This is a genomic window from Rhizobacter sp. P2_H3 (assembly GCF_056403355.1).
This window is the reverse complement of sequence record NZ_JBFUFQ010000014.1, coordinates 1-21,169: the sequence shown is the minus strand read 5'-3', so window position 1 is coordinate 21,169 and position 21,169 is coordinate 1. Positions and strand designations below refer to the sequence as shown.

23 protein-coding genes are annotated in these 21,169 nt (G+C 68.9%); 12 read left to right on the top strand and 11 right to left on the bottom strand.

Translation table 11 applies throughout. The annotated features are described in order from the left end of the window. Positions 1-6 precede the first annotated feature (6 nt). Positions 7-369, bottom strand: coding sequence for an iron donor protein CyaY (cyaY, locus tag AC1D1T_RS04645; RefSeq protein ID WP_477827625.1), 363 nt, complete (start codon positions 367-369; stop codon positions 7-9). On the opposite strand from cyaY, the gene lptM reads away from it, so the two are divergent. Both lptM and lysA read left to right on the top strand, forming a co-directional pair. Then, the gene (gene lptM, locus AC1D1T_RS04640) at positions 293-553 is read left to right on the top strand and encodes an LPS translocon maturation chaperone LptM (protein WP_082004086.1); all 261 of its coding nucleotides are present in this window, start codon (positions 293-295) and stop codon (positions 551-553) included. The two genes, cyaY and lptM, sit on opposite strands and share 77 nt — an antisense overlap. Before the next feature lie 4 nt (positions 554-557). Beyond that, entirely contained in the window at positions 558-1,829 is a 1,272-nt protein-coding gene (gene lysA / locus AC1D1T_RS04635) for a diaminopimelate decarboxylase (protein ID WP_477827626.1), read from the top strand. Here lysA and AC1D1T_RS04630 read toward each other — a convergent pair. The 8 genes from AC1D1T_RS04630 to AC1D1T_RS04595 all read right to left on the bottom strand — a co-directional run bounded on the left by AC1D1T_RS04630 (position 1,826) and on the right by AC1D1T_RS04595 (position 11,109). Next, on the bottom strand, positions 1,826-2,818 hold the full coding sequence (locus AC1D1T_RS04630; protein WP_477991503.1) for an ABC transporter ATP-binding protein: 993 nt from the start codon (positions 2,816-2,818) through the stop codon (positions 1,826-1,828). The two genes, lysA and AC1D1T_RS04630, sit on opposite strands and share 4 nt — an antisense overlap. Beyond that, positions 2,815-3,807: an ABC transporter ATP-binding protein gene (locus tag AC1D1T_RS04625; protein ID WP_465110950.1), complete on the bottom strand. Its 993-nt coding sequence runs from the start codon at positions 3,805-3,807 to the stop codon at positions 2,815-2,817. The genes AC1D1T_RS04630 and AC1D1T_RS04625 overlap by 4 nt, the downstream gene beginning before the upstream one ends. A gap of 2 nt (positions 3,808-3,809) precedes the next feature. After that, positions 3,810-4,721 (bottom strand): ABC transporter permease, encoded by a 912-nt coding sequence (locus tag AC1D1T_RS04620; protein WP_047500250.1) that lies wholly within the window; start codon positions 4,719-4,721, stop codon positions 3,810-3,812. After that, positions 4,718-6,286, bottom strand: coding sequence for an ABC transporter substrate-binding protein (locus AC1D1T_RS04615; protein WP_047500246.1), 1,569 nt, complete (start codon positions 6,284-6,286; stop codon positions 4,718-4,720). Before AC1D1T_RS04615 ends, AC1D1T_RS04620 begins: the two co-directional genes overlap by 4 nt. A 76-nt stretch (positions 6,287-6,362) precedes the next feature. Beyond that, positions 6,363-7,577, bottom strand: coding sequence for a M20 aminoacylase family protein (locus AC1D1T_RS04610; protein ID WP_047501025.1), 1,215 nt, complete (start codon positions 7,575-7,577; stop codon positions 6,363-6,365). A 2-nt stretch (positions 7,578-7,579) separates the two neighbouring features. Beyond that, positions 7,580-8,563: an ABC transporter permease gene (locus tag AC1D1T_RS04605; RefSeq protein ID WP_047500244.1), complete on the bottom strand. Its 984-nt coding sequence runs from the start codon at positions 8,561-8,563 to the stop codon at positions 7,580-7,582. Between the two features lie 149 nt (positions 8,564-8,712). After that, positions 8,713-9,852 carry a porin gene (locus tag AC1D1T_RS04600; RefSeq protein ID WP_477828823.1) on the bottom strand — a complete coding sequence of 380 codons (1,140 nt, stop codon included), beginning with the start codon at positions 9,850-9,852 and terminating at the stop codon, positions 8,713-8,715. Between the two features lie 201 nt (positions 9,853-10,053). After that, positions 10,054-11,109 carry a porin gene (locus AC1D1T_RS04595; RefSeq protein WP_477991500.1) on the bottom strand — a complete coding sequence of 352 codons (1,056 nt, stop codon included), beginning with the start codon at positions 11,107-11,109 and terminating at the stop codon, positions 10,054-10,056. A gap of 243 nt (positions 11,110-11,352) precedes the next feature. Here AC1D1T_RS04595 and coq7 point away from each other — a divergent pair, with 243 nt between their 5' ends. Continuing rightward, on the top strand, positions 11,353-12,009 hold the full coding sequence (gene coq7 / locus AC1D1T_RS04590; protein WP_477991498.1) for a 2-polyprenyl-3-methyl-6-methoxy-1,4-benzoquinone monooxygenase: 657 nt from the start codon (positions 11,353-11,355) through the stop codon (positions 12,007-12,009). 16 nt (positions 12,010-12,025) lie between these two features. Here coq7 and AC1D1T_RS04585 read toward each other — a convergent pair whose 3' ends face one another. Next, entirely contained in the window at positions 12,026-12,448 is a 423-nt protein-coding gene (locus tag AC1D1T_RS04585; protein WP_047500236.1) for an OsmC family protein, read from the bottom strand. A 312-nt stretch (positions 12,449-12,760) separates the two neighbouring features. Between AC1D1T_RS04585 and ilvA the strand changes: the two genes are divergently transcribed. After that, a complete protein-coding gene (ilvA, locus tag AC1D1T_RS04580; protein WP_465110946.1) occupies positions 12,761-14,338 on the top strand; it encodes a threonine ammonia-lyase, biosynthetic in 1,578 nt (525 codons plus the stop codon). A gap of 175 nt (positions 14,339-14,513) precedes the next feature. Further along, positions 14,514-15,599, top strand: coding sequence for a nicotinate-nucleotide--dimethylbenzimidazole phosphoribosyltransferase (locus AC1D1T_RS04575; protein ID WP_052211219.1), 1,086 nt, complete (start codon positions 14,514-14,516; stop codon positions 15,597-15,599). A 90-nt stretch (positions 15,600-15,689) separates the two neighbouring features. Here the strand turns inward: AC1D1T_RS04575 and AC1D1T_RS04570 are convergent, their stop codons facing one another. Next, entirely contained in the window at positions 15,690-16,331 is a 642-nt protein-coding gene (locus AC1D1T_RS04570) for a hypothetical protein (RefSeq protein WP_477828714.1), read from the bottom strand. A 60-nt stretch (positions 16,332-16,391) separates the two neighbouring features. On the opposite strand from AC1D1T_RS04570, the gene gspG reads away from it, so the two are divergent. From gspG to AC1D1T_RS04535, 7 genes are all read left to right on the top strand, one after another. After that, a complete protein-coding gene (gspG, locus tag AC1D1T_RS04565) occupies positions 16,392-16,829 on the top strand; it encodes a type II secretion system major pseudopilin GspG (protein WP_047500232.1) in 438 nt (145 codons plus the stop codon). Then, the gene (locus AC1D1T_RS04560; protein WP_465110943.1) at positions 16,813-17,313 is read left to right on the top strand and encodes a prepilin-type N-terminal cleavage/methylation domain-containing protein; all 501 of its coding nucleotides are present in this window, start codon (positions 16,813-16,815) and stop codon (positions 17,311-17,313) included. The genes gspG and AC1D1T_RS04560 overlap by 17 nt, the downstream gene beginning before the upstream one ends. After that, positions 17,310-17,687, top strand: a complete 378-nt coding sequence (gene gspI / locus AC1D1T_RS04555; RefSeq protein ID WP_477844420.1) for a type II secretion system minor pseudopilin GspI — start codon at positions 17,310-17,312, stop codon at positions 17,685-17,687. The genes AC1D1T_RS04560 and gspI overlap by 4 nt, the downstream gene beginning before the upstream one ends. Continuing rightward, entirely contained in the window at positions 17,687-18,352 is a 666-nt protein-coding gene (locus AC1D1T_RS04550; protein ID WP_477828976.1) for a prepilin-type N-terminal cleavage/methylation domain-containing protein, read from the top strand. Before gspI ends, AC1D1T_RS04550 begins: the two co-directional genes overlap by 1 nt. After that, positions 18,349-19,320: a type II secretion system minor pseudopilin GspK gene (gspK, locus tag AC1D1T_RS04545; RefSeq protein ID WP_477991496.1), complete on the top strand. Its 972-nt coding sequence runs from the start codon at positions 18,349-18,351 to the stop codon at positions 19,318-19,320. Before AC1D1T_RS04550 ends, gspK begins: the two co-directional genes overlap by 4 nt. Positions 19,321-19,444: 124 nt before the next feature. After that, complete coding sequence (gspL, locus tag AC1D1T_RS04540) at positions 19,445-20,713, top strand: type II secretion system protein GspL (protein WP_047500224.1); 1,269 nt, start codon at positions 19,445-19,447, stop codon at positions 20,711-20,713. Further along, a partial coding sequence (locus tag AC1D1T_RS04535; RefSeq protein WP_477991494.1) for a type II secretion system protein M occupies positions 20,710-21,169 on the top strand: 460 nt, incomplete at its 3' end. The genes gspL and AC1D1T_RS04535, both read left to right, overlap by 4 nt.

The following is a 21,169-nucleotide window of genomic DNA, read 5'->3' as shown; positions in this document are numbered from 1 at the left end:
AGGATCTCAGGCCGGCGGGGCGAAGTGCAGCGGCATCCCGCCCTGCTCGCTCGCGCAGGCCGAGAGGTCCGCGAAGAACTCCCGCCCTTCCCGCGTGTCGAGCCAGCGGCCGCCGACGTGCTTGTAGTGGTAGCCGCCCGAGCGCGCGGCCAGCCACAGCTCGTGCAGCGGCGGCTGCGTGTTGATCACCAGCTTGCTGCCGTTCGGGAATCCCATCTCCAGCAAGCCGCCGGTGCGCGATGCGTCGATGTCGATCACGTCGTCCTGCAGCCAGGCGTCGACGCTCGCCTCGATGCTCGACAGGATGGCGCCCGTCAGCGCGTGGAACTGGGCATCGCTCAGGGGCGTGGGGACGATCTCGACAGTCATGGCCGGTAGAATTGTTCGCATGTTTCAGCAGCAGCGCAGTGTAGCGACACGCCTTTCAACACTGGGCGCATCGATGTCTTTGCTGGCCGCGCTCGCGGCCTGCGGCCAGAAAGGGCCGCTGAAGCTGCCCTCGCCGCCTGCCGCGGCGCCCTCCGCATCCTCTCCCGCCTCTGCGCCCCGCTGACCCCATGACCCTGCCCGGTTCGCCCTACGTCGCCTACCGCGGCGCCGATCTCTTCATCGAAGACTGCGCGTTGAACGCGCTCGCCGACCGCTTCGGCACACCGCTGTACGTGTACTCGCAGGCGGCGATGCTGGCGGCACTCGGCAGCTACCAGCGTGCGCTGGCCGGCCGCGATCACCTGATCTGCTACGCGATGAAGGCGAACTCGAACCTGGCCGTGCTGCAGACCTTCGCGCAGGCCGGCTGCGGCTTCGACATCGTCTCCGGCGGCGAACTGAAGCGCGTGCTGGCGGCCGGCGCGCCCGCGTCGCGCATCGTGTTCTCGGGCGTCGGCAAGACCCGCACCGAGATGCGCGACGCCCTCGAGGCCGGCGTGCTGTGCTTCAACGTCGAGAGCGAGCCCGAGCTCGAACTGCTGTCGCAGGTGGCCGTCGCCGCCGACCGCACCGCCCGCGTCAGCCTGCGCGTGAACCCCGATGTCGACGCCGGCACCCACCCCTACATCTCCACCGGCCTGAAGGGCAACAAGTTCGGCGTCGCGCACGAGCGTGCGGTCGCCACCTACCAGCGCGCCGCCGCGCTGCCGGGCCTGGAGGTCGTCGGCATCGACTGCCACATCGGCTCGCAGATCACCGAGGCCACGCCCTACCTCGATGCGCTGGACCGGCTGCTCGACCTGGTCGAGGCGGTCGAAGCCCAGGGCATCCGGCTGCACCACGTCGACGTCGGCGGCGGCCTGGGCATCACCTACACCGATGAAACACCGCCCGAGGCCGGCGTGCTGGTCGCGCAACTGCTCGAGCGCATCGACGCCCGCGGCCACGGCCACCGCAAGGTGCTGTTCGAGCCGGGCCGCTCGCTGGTCGGCAATGCCGGCGTGCTGCTCGCCGAGGTGCTGTACCTGAAGCCTGGCGACGAGAAGAATTTCTGCATCGTCGATGCCGCGATGAACGACCTCGCCCGTCCGGCGATGTACGAGGCCTGGATGGGCATCGTGCCCTGCCGCACGCGAGCCACGGCCGCCTTGACCTGGGACGTGGTCGGCCCGGTCTGCGAATCGGGCGACTGGCTCGGGCGCGACCGCGTCCTGGCCGTGCAACCCGGCGACCGCGTCGCGGTGCTGTCCGCCGGCGCCTACGGCATGAGCATGGCCAGCAACTACAACACCCGGCCGCGCGCGGCCGAGGTGCTGGTGTCGGGCTCGCAGGCCTGGCTGATCCGCGACCGCGAAGACGCTGCCGCGCTGTTTGCCGGCGAGCACCTGCTGCCCGGCTAGAGCCGTCCTTCTGCCACCGCGTGGCAGGCCACCTGGATGCCGTTGAGCGACAACAGCGCCGGCCGCTCCAGCTTGCAACGCTCGTTCGCATGCGGGCAGCGCGGGTGGAACGAGCAGCCGCTCGGCGGGCTCAGCGGATTCGGCACCTCGCCCTGCACCGGCGTGCGGGCCCGCCCGCTCATCGCGATGTCCGGAATCGCATCCAGCAGCATGCGCGTGTACGGGTGCCGCGGCCGCGCGAAGAGCTCCGCCTTCGGCGCCAGCTCGACGACGCGGCCGAGGTACATCACGCCCACCTGGTCGCTGACGTGCCGCACCACCGCGAGGTTGTGCGAGATGAACAGGTAGGTCAGCCCGCGGCTGCGCTGCAGGTCCTTCATGATGTTGAGCACCTGGGCCTGCACCGAGACGTCGAGCGCCGAGGTCGGTTCGTCGCAGACCAGGAACTCCGGCTCGGTGGCCAGTGCCCGTGCGATCGAGATGCGCTGCCGCTGCCCGCCGGAGAACTGGTGCGGGAACTTCTCCATGTCCCCGCTCGCGAGGCCGACCGACTGCAGCAGCTCGCCGACCTTGGCCTTCAGTTGCGCCCGGTCGGTGATCAGCCCGTGCTCGGTCAGCGGCTCGGCGACGACCTGCTGCACCTTCCAGCGCGGGTTCAGGCTTGCGAACGGATCCTGGAAGATCATCTGCATGCGCCGGCGCAACGCGGCCGCCTCCTGGCTGGCCAGCGTCAGCGCGATGTTCTTGTGGCCGAAATGCACCTCGCCGGCGGTCGGCGCCTGCAGGCCCACCAGCAGCCGCGCGACGGTGCTCTTGCCGCAGCCCGATTCGCCCACCAGCGCGAGCGTGGTGCCACGTTCGATCGAGAAGCTGACGCCGTCCACCGCATGCACCTGCTGGCGCGGCTTGCGCTCGATCACGCGGTTCAGCCACGGCGCCGAGACGTCGAAGGTCTTCACCAGGTCGCGCACTTCCACGAGCACGTTCATGGCGTGGCCCCTGCGACGGCTGCCACCGACCTGTCGTGAAGCCAGCAGGCGGCCCGGGTCGCCCCGGCTTCGAGCAGGTCGGGGCGTTCTTCACGACAGCGCCCGAAGGCCTTCGGGCAGCGCGGATTGAACGCACAGCCGGGCGGAATCGCGTTCAGCCGCGGCATCGCGCCGTCGATCTGCAGCAGGCGCTCGCGGTCGAGGTCCATCGCGGGGATCGAGCCCATCAGCCCGGCGGTGTAGGGGTGCGCCGGCGCATGGATCACGTCGTTCACCGGGCCGATCTCGGCCACGCGGCCGGCGTACATCACCGCGACGCGGTCGCAGGTCTCGGCGATCACGCCCATGTCGTGCGTGACCAGCATCACCGCCGCACCGTGCTCCTTGCACAGCCGCTTCAGCAGCGAAATGATCTGCGCCTGGATCGACACGTCCAGCGCGGTGGTCGGCTCGTCGGCGACGATCAGCTGCGGGTTGCCGGCCAGCGCGAGCGCGATCACCACGCGCTGGCGCATGCCGCCGGAGAACTGGTGCGGGTACTGGTCGATGCGCGCCTCGGCGGCCGGGATGCCGGTCTCCTTCAGCAGCTCGATCGCGCGCTGCCGTGCCTGCGCCGCATCGAGCGGCAGGTGGGTCCGGATCGTCTCGACGAGCTGGCGGCCGACGGTGAACAACGGATTCAGCGAGGTCAGCGGATCCTGGAAGATCGCGCCGATGTGCTTGCCGCGCATGCGGCGCATCTGCTCGTACGGCAGGTTGTCGATGCGCCGGCCCTGGAAGCGGATCTCGCCGGACGCCACGCGGCCGGGCGGGTCGAGCAGGCCGATGATCGCGGCACCGGTCAGCGACTTGCCGGCCCCCGATTCGCCGACCACGCCGAGGATCTCGCCGGGCGCGATGTCGAACGAGACGTCGTCGAGCGCCACCAGCGTGCCGCGCCGCGTCGGGAACTCGACGCGCAGGTTCTTCACTTCAAGCAAGGCGGTCATGGTCAGCGCAATTTCGGGTTCAACGCATCGCGCAGCCAGTCGCCGAGCAGGTTCACGCTCAGCGCGATCATCACCAGCATCGCGCCGGGGTAGAGCGTGATCCACCACTCGCCGGAGAACAGCAGGTCGTTGCCGACACGGATCAGCGTGCCGAGCGACGGCGAGGTCGGGGGCACGCCGACGCCGAGGAAAGACAACGTGGCCTCGATCAGGATCGCCGACGCCACCTGGATCGTCGCCAGCACCATCACCGGCCCGGTGACATTGGGCAGCACGTGGCGCCGCATGATGCGCAGCGTCGGCACGCCGATCACGCGCGCCGCCTGCACGTACTCCTTGTTGCGCTCGACCAGCGTCGAGCCGCGCACCGTGCGCGCGTACTGCACCCAGCCGGTCAGCGAGATCGCGACGATCAGCACCGCGAACGCGAGGCCTTCGTGCGCATTCGGGAACACCGCCCGTCCGATGCCGTCGATCAGCAGCGCGACCAGGATCGACGGGAACGACAGCATCACGTCGCACAGCCGCATGATGAAGGCATCGGTCTTGCCGCCGACGAAGCCGGCCAGCAGCCCGAGCGACACGCCGACCGCGAGCGACACCAGCACCGAGGCGACGCCCACCAGCAGCGAGATGCGCGAGCCGTACATCAGCGCCGACAGGATGTCGCGGCCCTGGTCGTCGGTGCCGAGCAGGTATTTCGAGCTGCCTTCGGGCAGCCAGGCCGGCGGCAGCCGCGAGTCGGCAAGCTCCAGCGTGGCAAGGTCCATCGGGTTGTGCGGCGCGACCAGTTCGGCGAACAGCGCGCAGAAGATGCAGGTGAAGGCGACGACCGCGGCCACCATCGCGGTCGGCGAGCGGCGGAAGCTGTACCAGAGGTCGCCGTCGAAGAACCTCCGCAGCGCCGACTTCATTTCACGACCACCCACTTGTAGGGCATGAAGTTGTCGGGCAGCTGGACGATGTCGACGTTCTTCTTCATCGCCGAGGCGAGCGCCTGCTGGTGCAACGGGATGTGGCCGACGTCGTTGGCATGCAGCTCGAACGCCTCCTTGATCATCGCGTTGCGCTTCGCCTGGTCGGTCTCGCTCTGGATCTTCAGCGTCAGCTCGTCGACCTTCGGGTTGCTGTACGAGCCGAGGTTGAACTGGCCCTGGCCCTTGTCGGTCGGCGTGGCCATCAGCGAGGTCAGCGCGTTGTGGGCGTCGTAGGTGCTCGGCGTCCAGCCCAGCAGGTAGAAGCTGGTGTCGCGGCGCAGGATCTTCGGGAAATAGGTGTTCTTGGTCTCGGTCTGCAGGTTCACCTTCACGCCGATGCGTGCGAGGTTGGCGGCCACCGCCTGGCAGATGTCGGCGTCGTTGACGTAGCGGTCGTTCGGGCAGTTCAGGCCGACCTCGAAGCCGGCCGGGTAGCCGGCCTCGGCCAGCAGCTTCTTCGCCGCGTCGACGTCATACGGCAGGCGCTTGTTCTGCTCCGGCGTGAAGCCGCGGATGCCCGGCCCCACCATCAGCGCCGACGGCAGCGATGCACCGCGCATCACGCGGTTCCTGATCGTCTCGATGTCGATCGCCTGGTAGAAGGCCTGGCGCACGCGCTTGTCCTTGAACGGGTTCCTGCCCTTGACGCTCGAGAACTGCAACTCGTCGCGCTTCTGGTCCATGCCGAGGAAGATCGTGCGCAGTTCGGGGCCCTGCGACACCTTCAGGTTCGGCGACGACTTGATGCGATCGATGTCCTGCAGCGGCACCGGCTCGATCACGTCGACTTCGCCGGACAGCAGCGCCGCGACGCGCGTGGGAGCGCTGCCGATCGGCGTGAAGATCACCTCGTCGACATTGCCTTCGACCTTGCCCCACCAGGTGCCGTTGCGGACCAGCACGGTGCGCGCCGACGGCTGGCGCTCCTTCAGCCGGAACGGGCCGGTGCCGTTGGCCTTGAAGCTCGCGGTGTTCTCGATGCCCTTGCGGCGATCGACCGGGATCACGGCCTTGTTGTCCTCGCACCACTTCCTGCTCATCATGAAGACGTTGGTCAGCACGTCCGGCAGGATCGGGAACGGCGCGAGCGTCTCGATCTCCACCGTCAGCGGGCCGACCTTGCGCACCTCCTTGAAGGGCGAGGTGTAGCTCTGCATGTCGGAGCCCTCGCCGGCCGCGCGCTTCAGCGAGAACACCACGTCGTCGGCACTGAACGGCGTGCCATCGTGGAAGGTCACGCCCTTGCGCAGCTCGAAGCGCCACACCGTCGGCGAGGTCTGCTTCCACTCGGTGGCGAGGATCGGCGCGAGCGCGAGCTTCTTGTCGCGGCCGATCAGCGGCTCGTAGACGTTGCCGGTGAAGGTGAGCTGCAGCGTCTCGTTCAGCGAATGCGGGTCCATCGACTGCGCATCGCCCTGGTTGGCGACGCGCAGGGTCACGGCACCGGCCATGCCGCACGACAGGAACAGCGCAGCCGCGAGCAGGGTGGGTTTCAGCTTCATCGTGGACTCCTTGGGGGATGAACGAACGTCGGGGTGGCGCGGCGGCCGGCAGCGCGGCCGCGGCAGGTGGAGGCGGCTACAGCGGCATCGCGCGCTCGACCAGGGTCGCGAGCAGGGCGCTGCCGAGCGGAAGGATCTCGTCGTTGAAGTCGTAGCGCGTGCTGTGCAGGAAGCAGCCGCCCTCGCCGCCCTGCCCGATGCGCAGGTAGGCGCCGGGGCGGGCCTGCAGCATGAACGAGAAATCCTCGGCGCCCATGCTCGGCACGAGCTCGCGCACCACCTTGTCCTCGCCGACCAGGCTCGCTGCGACATCGGCCGCGAAAGCGGCCTCGCGCGGCGTGTTGATCGTCGCCGGGTAGACGCGCTGGTAGTCGAGGCTCGCGGTCGCGCCGAAACCGAGCGCGACCGATTCGGCGAGGCGGCCCAGGCGCTCCTCGATCAGGTCCTGCACTTCGCGCTTGAACGTGCGCACGGTGCCCATCAGCTTCGCCTGGCGGGGGATCACGCTGAACGCGCCCAGGTCGCCGGCCTGCATCGCGCACAGGCTCACGACGGCGCTGTCGAGCGGATTGACGTTGCGCGACACCAGGCTTTGCGCCGCGGTGATGATGTGCGCGGCAACCAGCACCGGATCGATCGCCATGTACGGGTGCGCACCGTGGCCGCCGCGGCCGTTGACGGTGATCTCGATGCGGTCGGCGGCCGCCATCATCGCGCCCATGTTCAGGCCGATCGTGCCGGGCTGCATGCTCGGCCAGTTGTGCATCGCGTAGACCGAATCGACCGGGAAGCGGTCGAACAGGCCGTCGTCGATCATCGCCTTCGCGCCGGCGAAGCCTTCTTCGCCCGGCTGGAAGATCAGCACCGCGTCGCCGGCGAACTGCCGGGTCTGGGCCAGGTAGCGCGCCGTGCCCACCAGCATCGCGGTGTGGCCGTCGTGGCCGCAGCCGTGCATCAGGCCCTGGGTGGCAGATCGCCACGGGAAGTCGTTCTCTTCGCGCATCGGCAGGGCGTCCATGTCGGCACGCAGGCCGATGGCTTTCGCGCCATGCGCACCAGCCGGGCGGCTGCCGCGGATCACGCCGACCACGCCGGTCTTGCCGATGCCGGTGTGGACCTCGTCGACGCCGCACACGCGCAACGCCTCGACCACCTTGGAGGCGGTGCGCACCTCCTCGAAACCCAGCTCCGGGTGGGCATGCAGGTCGCGGCGGAACGCCATCAACTCGGGCTGCCAGCCGGCCAGCCGCTGGTAGGCACCCGACGCGGCCAGGGGGGCAGATTCGCGCATCATCAGTGGGCTCCTGCCGTGCGCTCGACGCGCAGGCGCGGGTCGACGGCAAAGTAGAGAAGATCGACGACCAGGTTGATCACGACGAAGATCAACGCGATCAGGCAGAGGTAGGCGGCCATCACCGGGATGTCGGCGAACGTGACGGCCTGGATGAACAGCAGCCCCATGCCGGGCCACTGGAACACCTGCTCGGTGATGATGGCGAACGCGATCAACGCGCCCAGCTGCAGCCCGGTGATCGTGATCACCGGCACCAGCGTGTTGCGCAGCGCATGCGAGAAATAGACGACCCGGTTCGGCAGGCCGCGTGCACGCGCGAACCGGATGTAGTCGGCCCGCAGCACCTCGAGCATCTCCGAGCGCACGAGCCGCATGATCAGCGTCAACTGGAAGGCCGCGAGCGTGATCGACGGCAGGATCAGGTGGCGCCAGCCGTCGACCGTGAAGAAACCCGAGGTCCACGAACCGAAGGCGACCACCTCGCCGCGTGAAAAGCTCGGCAGCCACTTCAGCGTGACGGCGAAGACGTAGATCAGCAGGATGCCGATCAGGAACGTGGGCAGCGAGACGCCGAGCAGCGAGAGCGTCATCAGGCCCTGCGACAGCGCGCTGCCACGGCGCAGCGCGGCATAGACGCCGAACGGAATGCCGACCGCGAGCGCAATGACGGCTGCCACCAGCGACAGCTCGAGCGTCGCCGGCAGGCGTTCGACGATCAGCGACGAGACCTTGCGGCCCTGGCGCAGGCTGAGGCCGAACTCGCCCTGCACCGCATTGCCGACGAAGCGTGCGAACTGGATCGGAAACGGCTTGTCGAGCCCCAGATCGGCGCGCAGCTGTGCACGCTGGGCGGGCGTGGCCTCCTGGCCGAGCAGGTTGGTGACCGGGTCGCCGACGTACTGGAACAGCATGAAGGAGATGAAGGCCACCGACAGCATCACGACGATGGCCTGCAGGAACCGGCGAATGATGAAAGCGAGCATGCGTGGGTGAAAGAGGTCCCGAAAGGTCCCGCGTGACTTTACTTCCGAAGCAACTTCCGAACCGCCTCGGGCAAACGAGGGGCCCGGGGGTGCGCATGCATGAAAAAGGGCCGCTCGGTGGCGGCCCTGGCTGGAGAAGGCGTCGTCGATCAGAAGCGGTGGCGCAGCCCGATCGTGAAGCCATTGCGCTTCTGGGCGCCGTTGGCTGCACCGCCGGCACCGTTGAGGCTGACATTGCCAGTCAGCTTGGTGGTGTCGGCTTCGAGGTAGGCGTCGGTGCGCTTCGACAGCGCATAGTCGGCAGCGGCGGTCAGGAATTTCGCGGTGGCATCGGCCGATGCAAGCGGCCCGCTTTGCTTCGCATGGAAATAGTGGATGCCAAGGTTCAGTTCGGTCGTGGCCTGGAAGTTGGTGCCGACGCTCCAGATCTGGCGCTTGTCGGCGGCCAGGAAGGCCGCGCCGCCAAAGCCGCCGTTGGCGGAGCCGGTCCAGAAGGCGCCGAGCGTCGCCCTGTCGGTGGCCGTTAGACCGGAGTCGACCTTGTTCTCACCCCAGCCGACATTGAAGTACCAGGGGCCGGTCTTGTACGACGCACCGAAGGTCGTGGCCTTCAACTTCTTCTCCGAGGCGAACTCGTATTCTTCGTAGCCCACGCCGGCACCGATGCCGCTGTCCGAATAGCGCAGGTAGCCGCCCACGGTTTTCCCACCGGTGGCCGAACCTTCTCCGGCCGACACCTGCAGCGCAGCGCGCACCGGGCCGACTTCGATCAGGTACTTGACCATGTTGTCAGCGCGCGCGCCCACCGCGAAACCGATCTCCGGCTTGTAGGCCTCGAAGTACGGCGAATAGGGGTAGGACGCGTAGGTGCTGGTGACGACGTCGAACAGCACGTTGTACTGGCGGCCGAGGGTCACGCGACCGAAGCCGGTCTGCAAGCCGACCCAGGACTGCTGCCAGAACTGTGTGGCCGCCTGCGTGCCGTTGTCGGGCAACAGGCGGTGCTCCAGGTTGACCAGCGCCTTCATGCCGCCACCGAGGTCTTCGACGGTGTTGATGCCGAGTCGGCTTTGCGACATGCCGCCGCCGATTTCGCGCCACATGCCGGCTTCGGCCTGCCCGGCATTCTGTTCGTTCGACGTGTGCCGCACCGCCACGTCGACGATGCCGTAGATCGTGACACTCGACTGCGCGAATGCCGAAGAACCCATTGCAGCGAGCGCCGCAGTCACCAAGATCGTCTTTCTCACAGTTGTCTCCTGTTGTCGGTAGCGAACTTCTTGTTGCAGGAATTGTCATTGAAGCAGCACGGTCGTGCGCTTTCCTGTTGCTACGCGTTCACTGGCGTAAACCTTGATTGCGACGAAGCCTGGTTCGTTCTTGTTGTGTCAATTCGTGTCACTCAGGTGACATGCCCATGAAAAAGGCCGCCCGAAGGCGGCCTTTGAACGAACTGGATCAGAGAGGCACGGCAAGCCGTGCCGCAGCGATCAGAACGAGTGGCGGATACCAGCTTCGAAGCCTTGCGACTTCTGGCCAGCAGCGATGTTCGGGAGGCTGGTGGCCGAACCACCGGCCACGGCGAACTTCGCAGCACCCTTGTTCTTGATCTGGGCGTACGACGAGTACAGCGCGGTGCGCTTGGACAGGTCGTAGGTCGCGCCCAGCGAGAACTGGTTCGCATCGTCAGCATCGATGCTCGTCGCGCCGATCTTGCCCTTGGCATCCACACGCACGTAGTTCGCGCGCAGCGTGGTCGGGCCGAACGGCACCGACACACCGCCTTGAATCACGTTCTGCTTGGCATCCAGGAACTTGGCTTGCGACACGAAGCCCATCACCTTGACGACGCCGAAGTCGTACGAAGCGCCGAAGTTGCCCTTCTTGTACTTGTCTTCAGCGGCGTTGGCATCGGTCGTGCCATACGAGCCCGACACGTCCAGGGGACCAGCAGCGTAGCCGATACGACCGGCGATGTGCTTCTTGCCCGGGGTGCCTTCACCGGCAGCCACCGAAGCGCGGGCATACAGACCGCCCAGAGCCGGGGTGTAGTAGCTGACCATGTTGTCGGCACGGGTGGCCGTGTCAACCAGGGTTGCACCGACGGTCGAGGGAGCGTTGAAGTGACCGACGTCACCAACACCGTTCGTGCCCATCACGTCGTAGTCGGCAAAGCCCGTGTAGGTCGCGGTCAGTTCGCGGCCGGCACGGATTTCACCGAAGTTGCCGAGCAGGCTGACGGTCGAACGACGGTGCCAGAAACGGTTCGTGCCGTTGCTGGTGGTGCCGCCGTTGCCCGAGTCGGCAGCGAAGCTCGTTTCCAGCCAGAAGCCAGCCTTCAGGCCGCCACCCAGGTCTTCGACACCGCGGAAGCCCAGACGGCTGCTGTTGAGGCCGTYGGTGCTCAGCGACTTGACCTTCAGGTCACCGTTCTTGGTGTAGCGGGCGTTGACGTCGACGATGCCGAACAGCGTGACCGACGATTGCGCCGAAGCTGCACCGGCAAACGCGCCCAGAGCTGCGAGAACGAGTAGAGATTTTTTCATTGCGACGATCTCCTAAGTTGAACAAGAGGTCCCGGTCACCAGAATCCCCGCCGGGGACAGACCGAGCCAACCTCCTCAGTGGAAGTTGGCGTATTGCACCAGAGCGCGGCATGTAAGCAAAGGCTCGTGGCGCTGCATTGGGGGCTTGTGTTGTCTGAGCACAACGTGCACGGAATCGACACGAAAGCGTGCTTGCTGCGCTGGCGCATGCCGGCGCGGACGCCTGTTCGGTATCCTGCGCACATGCCTTCCATCGCACCTCCCGGCCGCTCGCTCTCGCGTCTCGATCACTGGCTGGGCGCAGCCGACAGCGCCCTCAGGACCCTCGCCGCGCCGACACCCGGCGCCGCCTCCAAGCCCACGCCGGCCCGCACGCTGCCGGCCCTCACGCGTGCCGAACAGCAGCTGTCCGGCGCCTTGATGCGCGTCAACCACGTCGGCGAGGTCTGCGCCCAGGCGCTCTACCAGGCGCAGGCGCTGACGGCGCGCGATCCGGCGTTGCGCGCGCACTGCGAATCGGCGGCGCGCGAGGAGGCCGACCACCTGTCGTGGACGCACCAGCGGCTCGTCGRATTGCAGACCCACCGCAGCCTGCTGAACCCGCTGTGGTACGCCGGCGCCTTCGGCATCGGCTGGGCGGCCGGCCTGGCGGGCGACCGCATCAGCCTGGGCTTCATCGTCGAGACCGAACGCCAGGTCGAGGCGCACCTGGCCGGCCACGACGAGCAATTGCCCGCCGCCGACGACGCGTCGCGTGCCATCGTGCAGCAGATGAAGGACGACGAAGCCCGCCACGCGGAAGACGCCAGCGCAGCTGGCGGCATCGCGCTGCCGTGGCCGGTGCGCACCGCGATGCGCCTGGCGGCCCGCGTCATGACGGCCACCGCGCACCGCATCTGACGGGCTCCGACGACGATCAGGCGTCGACGATCTCGAAGCTGGTCGTGATCTCGGCCGTCTTCGCCAGCATGATGGTGGCCGAGCAATACTTGTCGTGCGACATCTGGATCGCCCGCTCGACCGCCTGCGCCGGCAAGCCCTTGCCGCTGACGGTGAAGTGCAGGTGGATTTTCGTGAAGACCTTCGGGTCGGCCGGCGCCCGCTCGGCCTGCATCTTCACCTGGCAGCCGGTCACCTCGTGGCGGCCGCGCTTCAGGATCAGCACCACGTCGTAGGCGGTGCAGCCGCCAGTGCCGGCGAGCACCGTCTCCATCGGGCGCGGCGCGAGGTTGCGGCCGCCGCCGTCGGGCGCGCCGTCCATCAGCAGCACATGGCCGCTGCCGGTCTCGGCCACCATGCCCATCCCGGTCGCGGGCATCCAGTTGATCGTGCATTCCATCGTCTGACTCCAGGCCTTCGCAAAACCGCCACATCCGCCGCAACGGGCGACCGGCATTGTGCATCCCGTCACAACCCCACGCCCGGCAGCGTCGCCGAAGCCCCTCGCCCATATTGCGGCGCAACATGACTGCAGCTACACTCGCGCAATCGATGTCTTCCGGGACATCACCGTTTGTCTCCTCCACCTCCTCCATTGGTGGATTCAGCCCAAGTCAGCAATGACTTGGGCTTTTTTCTGCCTGCGCGGTTGGTGGTCACTGACGACGTATCATCCGGCGCCCCCAGAACAACCCCTCCGAGGAGTCTCCCGATGGCCGGCGCCGCTCGTCCGAAAACATCGCGCCCCGCGCCCGCCAGAGCCGCCGGCTCGCCGCTCGGCCTGTCCGATTACCTGCAGAAGATCCTGACGGCCAAGGTCTACGACGTGGCCGACGAGACGCCGCTCGAGGCCGCACGCAGCCTCTCGAAGCGCGTCGGCAACCAGGTGCTGCTCAAGCGCGAGGACAGCCAGCCGGTATTCAGCTTCAAGCTGCGCGGCGCCTACAACAAGATGGCCCACCTGGACAGCGTGGCGCTGAAGCGCGGCGTGATCTGCGCCTCGGCCGGCAACCATGCGCAGGGCGTGGCGCTCGGCGCCCACAAGCTCGGCTGCCAGGCCGTCGTCGTGATGCCCGTGACGACGCCGCGCGTGAAGATCGACGCGGTGCGCGCCCTCGGCGGCGAGGTCGTGCTGCACGGTGACAGCTACTCCGACGCCTACGTGCACGCGCTGGAACTCGAGAAGGCCCGCGGCCTCACCTTCGTGCACCCGTTCGACGACCCCGACGTGATCGCCGGCCAGGGCACCATCGCGATGGAGATCCTGCGCCAGCACCAGGGTCCGATCGACGCGGTGTTCGTCGCGATCGGCGGCGGCGGCCTGATCGCCGGCATCGCCGCGTACATCAAGGCGGTGCGGCCCGAGATCAAGGTGATCGGCGTGCAGACGTCCGACTCCGACGCGATGGTGCGCTCGGTCAAGGCCGGCAAGCGCGTGCAGCTGAGCGACGTCGGCCTGTTCTCGGACGGCACGGCCGTCAAGCTGGTCGGCGAAGAGACCTTCCGGCTGACGCGCGAGCTGGTCGACGACTTCGTGCTCGTCGACACCGACGCGGCCTGCGCCGCCATCAAGGACGTGTTCCAGGACACCCGCAGCATCCTCGAGCCGGCCGGCGCGCTCGGCGTGGCGGCCATCAAGCAGTACGCCGAGACGCACAAGCTGAAGGGTCGCACGCTGGTCGCGATCACCACCGGCGCGAACATGAACTTCGACCGGCTGCGCTTCGTCGCGGAGCGCGCCGAGGTCGGCGAGGAGCGCGAGGCGCTGTTCGCGGTGACGATCCCCGAGGAGCACGGCAGCTTCCGCCGCCTGTGCGAGCTGATCGGCGCGCGCAGCGTCACCGAGTTCAACTACCGCATCTCGGATGCGAACCAGGCGCATGTGTTCGTCGGCCTGGCCACCAGCAACCGCGGCGAGTCGGCGAAGATCGCGCGCAGCTTCGGCAAGCACGGCTTCGACACCATCGACCTGACCGACGACGAACTGGCCAAGCAGCATGTGCGCCACATGGTGGGCGGGCGCAGCGAACTCGCGCGCGAGGAGCGGCTGTACCGCTTCGTGTTTCCCGAACGCCCGGGCGCGCTGATGCGCTTCCTGTCGTCGATGCACCCGGACTGGAACATCAGCCTGTTCCACTACCGCAACCAGGGCGCCGACTACGGCCGCATCCTGGTCGGCATCCAGGTGCCGCGCGGTGACAAGAAGGCCTTCAAGGCGTTCCTCGAAGGCCTCGCCTACCCGTGTGTCGACGAAACCGACAACCCGGTCTACCGGCTGTTCCTGCGCTGACACCCATCGTGTGCACGGACACCACCCAGCTTAGGGATGACACACCATTGCCGCAGCCGCGCAAGCAGCCCCACAATCCGTGCTCGCCAATCGAGGTCGAAATCGAAGTCGAAGTGACGGTGACGCCGGGGCGAATTCCATGACGACCCCTCCGGCACGATCCAACACCCTGCCCATGTCCGTCAACCGTTCGCTGATCTCTCCCACGGCCAACCCCCTTCTCGAGCAGGCCCTGCGCGAGAAGCTGAAGCGCCGCAGCGAGGTGACCGGCAACCTGGGCGAGCTCGAGCCGCTCGCGGTGCGCCTGGGCCTGATCCAGAACACGCTGAAGCCGCGCTTCAGCTCGCCGCAGATCGCGCTGTTCGCGTCCGACCACGGCCTGGCGGTCGACGGCATCAGCCCGGTCGGCCAGCCCTCGACGGCCAGGCTGGTGCAGAACCTGCTGGCTTCGCAGCTGCCGGTGTCGGTGTTCGCGCGCATCCAGGGGCTGGAGCTGAGCGTCGTCGACTGCGGCGTCGCCGAGGCGGTGGCGCCGCACCCGCGGCTGATGGCCCGCAAGATCGCCCACGGCACGCGCAACGCGCGGGTCAATGTCGCGATGACGCTCGACCAGGCGCATGCCGCGATCCGCGCCGGCATGGAGATCGCCGATGCGCTGCCCGGCAACGTGATCGCCTGCGCCGGCGTCGGTGTCGGTTCGCACGAGAGCGCGGCGCTGGTGCTGTCGGGCTTGTCCGGCGAGCCGATCCGCGACCTGGTGTTCGGCGGCCCCGGCGCGCGCGCCGACCACGAAGCCCGGCTGCTGATGGTGCTGCAGGGCGCACAGGGCCGCCACCGCGACGTCACCGACCCGGTCGAGGTGCTCGCGGCCTACGGTGGTTTCGAGATCGCGATGATGGTGGGCGTGATGCTCGTCGCATCGAGCAAGCGCCACCTGATCATGGCCGACGGCGTGCCGGCCTGCGCTGCGCTGATGGTGGCCTCGCGCATCGCGCCGACCGTCACCGACTACTGCGTGTTCTGCCGCAGCCACAGCCATCCCGGTCTCACGCAGACACTGGGCCTGTTCCACGCGCTCGCGCTGCTGGAGCTGGGCATGGAGAGCACCGACGGCACCGGCGCGACGCTGGCATGGCCGCTGGTGCGCAGCGCCGCGGCGCTGTTGACCGAGGTCGCGGAGGGCGAGGATCCGGGGCCGTCGCTGCCGGCGGAGTTCGGTCCGGCGGGCAATTCGGGACCGGGGCGCTTCACCCGCGACTGAGCAAAGCCGGGCCGAGCGCCGGGYCGCCCCAAGCCGGCCCGGATCCCCTCGGGGGATCGGTCGACGTACCCGTCGACCGAGGGGCTGTCATCAGCGCGCCGTTTCGCCTGGTTTCACATAGGGTGCGCGAGGGCGCCCCATGTTGTTGCCGCCCTTCGATTGCGACGTCGGCGGCGGCGGAATGGCGCCCTGCACGGCCGGCATCGGCGGTGCCGGCTGCATCTGCGGCGGTGCGGGTTGCATCGGCGGCGGCGAGGACTGCATCGACGCGGTATCGACCGGCGGCAGGCTGCCGGTCGCCGGCGGCGGCAGCGCCGGAATCTCGAGCACCAGCGCCGGCGTCCCCTGCAGCGGGCCGATCGACGCGGTGCGCAGGCTCACGGTCTGCAGGATCCAGTTCTCGTCGACACGCGCGCCGGCCAGGAACGCCCGCGCCGGCTTGCCATCAACCGCGATCAGTGCGACGCCCGGGGCCGACCCCTCGGGACTGTTCTTCGCCGCCATCACGCCGATCAGCTTGAAGCGGTTGGCGGCCGGCGAGACCTCGGCCACGGCCGCGACCGGCTCGGCACCGAGCAGCCGCGTCAGGTCGCCGCGCAGGCCGACCGAGGTCGCCACCGTCACCGCATTGGAAGGCGCAGGGGTCGGCCGCACGAACAGGCGCATCCCCCAGAACACGATGGATCCGGCCACCAGGGCCCAGATTACGAATGCCGACAATCTCGCAGTCATTCGACGATTATGATTGATCGTTCACCTCCGAACGGTAACGTGATTGTTGCTGACACTCTTATGACCCGAGCCTCTCTTCAAGCCCCGCGTCGCCACCGCGGCTTCACGCTGATCGAACTGATGGTCGTGCTGGTGATCATCGGCGTGCTGGCGGCGCTGATCGTCCCGAACGTGCTGGACCGTGCCGCCGAAGCGCGCGTCACCGCCGCCCGCACCGACGTCAACAACCTGATGCAGGCGCTCAAGCTCTACAAGCTCGACAACCAGCGCTTCCCGTCCGGCGAGCAGGGCCTGCAGGCCCTGGTCGTCAAGCCGACGACCGGCACCATCCCGCCGAACTGGAAGCCCTACCTCGACAAGCTGCCCAACGACCCCTGGGGCAAGCCGTATCAATACGCCAACCCGGGCGTGAAAGGCGAGATCGATGTCTACAGCCTCGGTGCCGACGGCCAGGTGGGCGGTGAAGGCAAAGACGCCGAAGTTGGCTCCTGGCAATGAGCGTTGCCGTGCCGCGTCGCCCGCAGGCCGGGCGCACGCGGGCGGCTTCACGCTGATCGAGCTGCTGGTGGTGATCACGCTGATCGCCATCGCGTCGGCCGTCGCGAGCCTGTCGATCCGCAACCCGGCCAGCACGCGGCTCGACCACGAAGCCGCCCGGCTGGTCGCGCTGCTCGAATCGGCGCGCGCCGCGTCGCGCGCCTCGGGCATCCCGGTGACCTGGCTGCCGCGCGCCGCCGAGCCGAATGCGGCCGAAGGCTTCCGCTTCGTCGGGCTGCCGACCACCAACGACCTGCCGACCAAGTGGCTGACGCCCGAAGTCTCCGCCGACATCGCGGGCTCCAAGGGCATCGTGCTCGGCCCCGAGCCGTTGATCGGCGCGCAGCGCATCGTGCTGCACCTCGACGACCAGAGCGTCGCGCTCGGCACCGACGGGCTCGGGCCCTTCGTGGTGCTCGAGAACGAGCAGGTCGCGCAGCCATGAGCAAGCACCGTCCGCATCTCGCCAAAGCGAGCGGCTTCACGCTGATCGAGGTGCTGGTGGCGCTCGCCATCATCGCGGTCACGCTGGGCGCCGGCATCAAGGCGGCCGGCGCGTTGACCAACAACACGCAGCGCCTGGTCGAGGTCACCGCGGCCCAGTGGTGCGCCGAGAACCAGCTCACCGGCCTGAAGCTCAGCCACACCTTCCCGAGCGTCGGCGACGCCGAATTCAGCTGCGACCAGTTCGGCACCAGCTACAAGGGCAAGCAGGCCACGCGGCCGACGCCGAACCCGAACTTCCGGCGCGTCGACGCGCAGATCTTCAACGAGGACGACCAGCCGGTGCTGACGCTCTCGACCATCCTGCCGCGCTGATGGACACGCCACCCCTGCGCGCCCCCCTTGCCCGCGGCTTCACCCTCATCGAGGTGCTGGTCGCGATGACCATCATGGCGATCGTCGCGATGATGTCGTGGCAGGGCGTCGACGGCATCGTGCGCGCGCGCGCCGCGAGCCAGCAGCGGCTGGAGCAGGTGCTGCGCGTGAGCAGCGTGCTCGCGCAGTGGGAGCAGGACCTCGACAACGCGCAGGACAGCGGCGTGCTGCCGAGCGCGATGGCCTTCGACGGCGCCTCGATGCGCGTCACGCGCCGCGTGCCCGGCGGGCTGCAGATGGTGGTGTGGTCGCTGCGCGGCGGCACCTGGCTGCGCTGGGCCGGCCCGGTCGTCACGACGGCCAGCGAGCTGCAGCAGAACTGGATGTCGAGCCAGCAGTTCCTCGGCAGCGAGGTCGGCCAGTTGCGCACGCTGACCCACCTGTCGGACTGGCAGGTGTATTACTACCGCGGCAATGCCTGGACCAATGCGCAATCCAGCGCCGACCCGACGCAGCCGAATACCGGACCCGGGTCCGGCCAGCCGAATCCGCCGAGCGGCGTCACGACCCCGCTGCCGCAGGGCGTGCGGCTTGTGCTGACGTTCGGCGAGGGCAGCGGCTTCTCCGGCAACGTCACGCGCGACGTGACGATCGGCCCGCAATGACGCGCCACGCCACCTCCCCGCCGGCCGCCCAGCGCGGCGCCGCGCTGCTGATGGCAATGATCATCGTCACGCTGATCGCGACGCTGGCGGTGTCGATGGTCTGGCAGCAATGGCGCGCGGTGCAGGTCGAGACGGCCGAGCGCTCGCGCTCGCAGTCCGGCTGGATGCTGTCGGGCGCGCTCGACTGGTCGCGCATCATCCTGAAGGAAGACGCCAAGTCCGGCGGCTCCGACAACCTCGGCGAACCCTGGGCGGTGCCGCTCGAGGAGGCCCGGCTGTCCACCTTCCTCGCTGCCGACAAGGACAACACCGACGACGCGCCCGAGGCCTTCCTGTCCGGCGGCATCACCGACCTGCAGGCGCGCTTCAACCTGAGCAACCTGGTCGACGGCGGCAAGATCAGCGAGCCCGACCTGCTGGCGTTCCGCCGCCTGTGCGAGCGCGCCAACGTCGCGGTGACGGTGGCCGACAACCTCGCGAAGGGCCTGGTCCAGGCAACGCCGCCGGCGCCCGGCGCCAGCGCCCCCGCAGGCACCGCCAACGCACCGCTGCTGCCGAAGCGCTTCGACCAGCTGACCTGGCTGGGCGTCGACGCCGCGGCGCTCGCCCGGCTGGAGCCCTATGTGACGATCCTGCCGACGCRCACCCCGATCAACGCCAACACCGCGAGCAAGGAGGTGCTGGCCGCGGTGATCCCGGGCCTGGACCTCGGCAGCGCCGAGCGGCTGGTGCAGGTGCGCCAGCGCACGCCGTTCAAGACCCCGGCCGACATCAAGGCGCAGCTCCCCGCCACCTTCCCCGAGCTGAACGCGCAGCAGGTCGGCGTGAACACCAGCTACTTCGAGGTGCGCGGCCGGCTGCGGCTGACCGACCAGGTGCTCGAACAGCGCTCGGTCGTCGAGCGCCGCGGCACCACCGTGACCCCGTTGTCGCGAGAACGCGTGAGTTCGATCGACAGCAGCAATTGACAAGCCCCGCCAGCGCCGCCACGCTGGCGCAGGAATTACTACAACAAGACACCGTAAGTCGTTGATTTCCTAAGGTTTGCGTGCGCCGAATGCCTACAATGCCGCAGCCAACATTGCGCCCCCCATGAGCACACTCGTCATCCAGATCCCGCCCCGTCCCCGGTTGCGCGCCAGCAGCCAGGCGCCGGCCGGCGCGGACGGCACGGGCACCGAGTACGTCTACGCGATGTCGCCGGACGGCCTGTCGATGGCCACGCACGGGCGTTGCGCCGCGTCGCTGCTGCCGAAGGCGAGCGTCGTCGTCGCGGTGCTCGCCGACACCGACGTCAGCTGGCACCGCATCACGCTGCCGAAGGCACCCGCCGCGCGGCTGCGCGCCGCCCTCACCGGCGTGCTCGAGGAAGCCCTGCTCGACGACGCCGAAGGCGTGCACCTGGCGGTGGCGCCCGAGGCCACCGCCGGCCAGCCGACCTGGATCGCCGCGGTCGACCGCCTGTGGCTCACCGGCGAGCTGGCCGCCCTCGAGAAGGCGCAGGTCTTCGTCGACCGCGTGGTGCCGGTGGCCTGGCCCGACGATCCGCCGACCGGCCACTTCGCCGAGAGCAGCGCCGATCCGCAGGCCGCCCGGGGCTCCGAAGGCGTCACGCTGAGCTGGGCGCACCACGACGGCGTCGCGCTCTTCAGCCTGCAGGGCACGCTCGCACGCGCGCTGCTGCCGCAACCGCTGCCCGAGGGCGCGCGCTGGAGCGCCACCCCGGCCGCCGCGACCACCGCCGAGCGCTGGCTCGGCAACCCGATCACCGTGATGACGCCGGCCCAGCGCGCGCTGCAGGCCTCGCGTTCGCTGTGGAATCTGCGCCAGTTCTCGCTCGCCCGCAAGAACCGCGGCACCCGCGCGATGCGCGACAGCTGGCGCAAGTTCCTGACGCCCGCGTGGCGGCCGCTGCGCTACGGATTGATCACGCTGGTCGTCGTGCAGCTGCTCGGCCTGAACCTGTGGGCCGCGCACCAGAGCTCGGCGATCTCGGCGCGCCGGCAGGCGATGGTCACCGTCGTGCAGACCGCCTACCCGCAGGTGCGCGCGGTGCTCGATGCGCCGGCCCAGATGCAGCGTGAGACCGACACCCTTCGGGCCGCTGCCGGCCGCCCTGGAGAAACCGATTTCGAGCCGATGCTGCAGGCGGCCGCCGCCGCGTGGCCGCCCGATCGCCCGCCGGTCGAGACGCTGAAGTACGAGCCCGGCAAGCTGACGCTCGCGGCCGCCGGCTGGAGCCCGCCGCAGATCGACCAGTTCCGCAACCAGTTGACACCCGCCGGCTGGCAGGTCGAGTCGGTCGATGGCCGGCTCACCATCAGCCGCGCCCCCGCCACGACGCCAGGACGCCCGCTGTGAGTACCGCCCGCAACGCTCGCCCTTCCCGCCCCTCGCGCCTGGCCCTGCCGGCGCCGCTGGCGGCCATCCGCACCCAGTTCCTCACGATGTGGAGCGGCCTGGCCGCGCGCGAGCGCATGGGCGCCGGCGCCGCGATGATCTGCGTCGGCATCCTGATCGTCTGGATGATCGCGGTCGCGCCGGCGTTGCGCGTCTTGCGCGAGGCCCCGGCCACGCTCGATGCGCTCGACGCCCAGCTGCAGTCGATGCAGCGCCTGGCCGGCGAGGTGCGCGAGCTGCGCGGTGTGGCGCCGGTGTCGCCGCAGCAGGCCGCCGAGGCGCTCAAGTCGGCCACCGACCGGCTCGGCGACAAGGGCAAGATCTCGGTGCAAGGCGATCGCGCGACGCTGACGCTGACCGGCGTCTCCGGCGAGAAGCTGCGCTCCTGGCTCGGCGAGGCGCGCAGCGGCGCGCGCG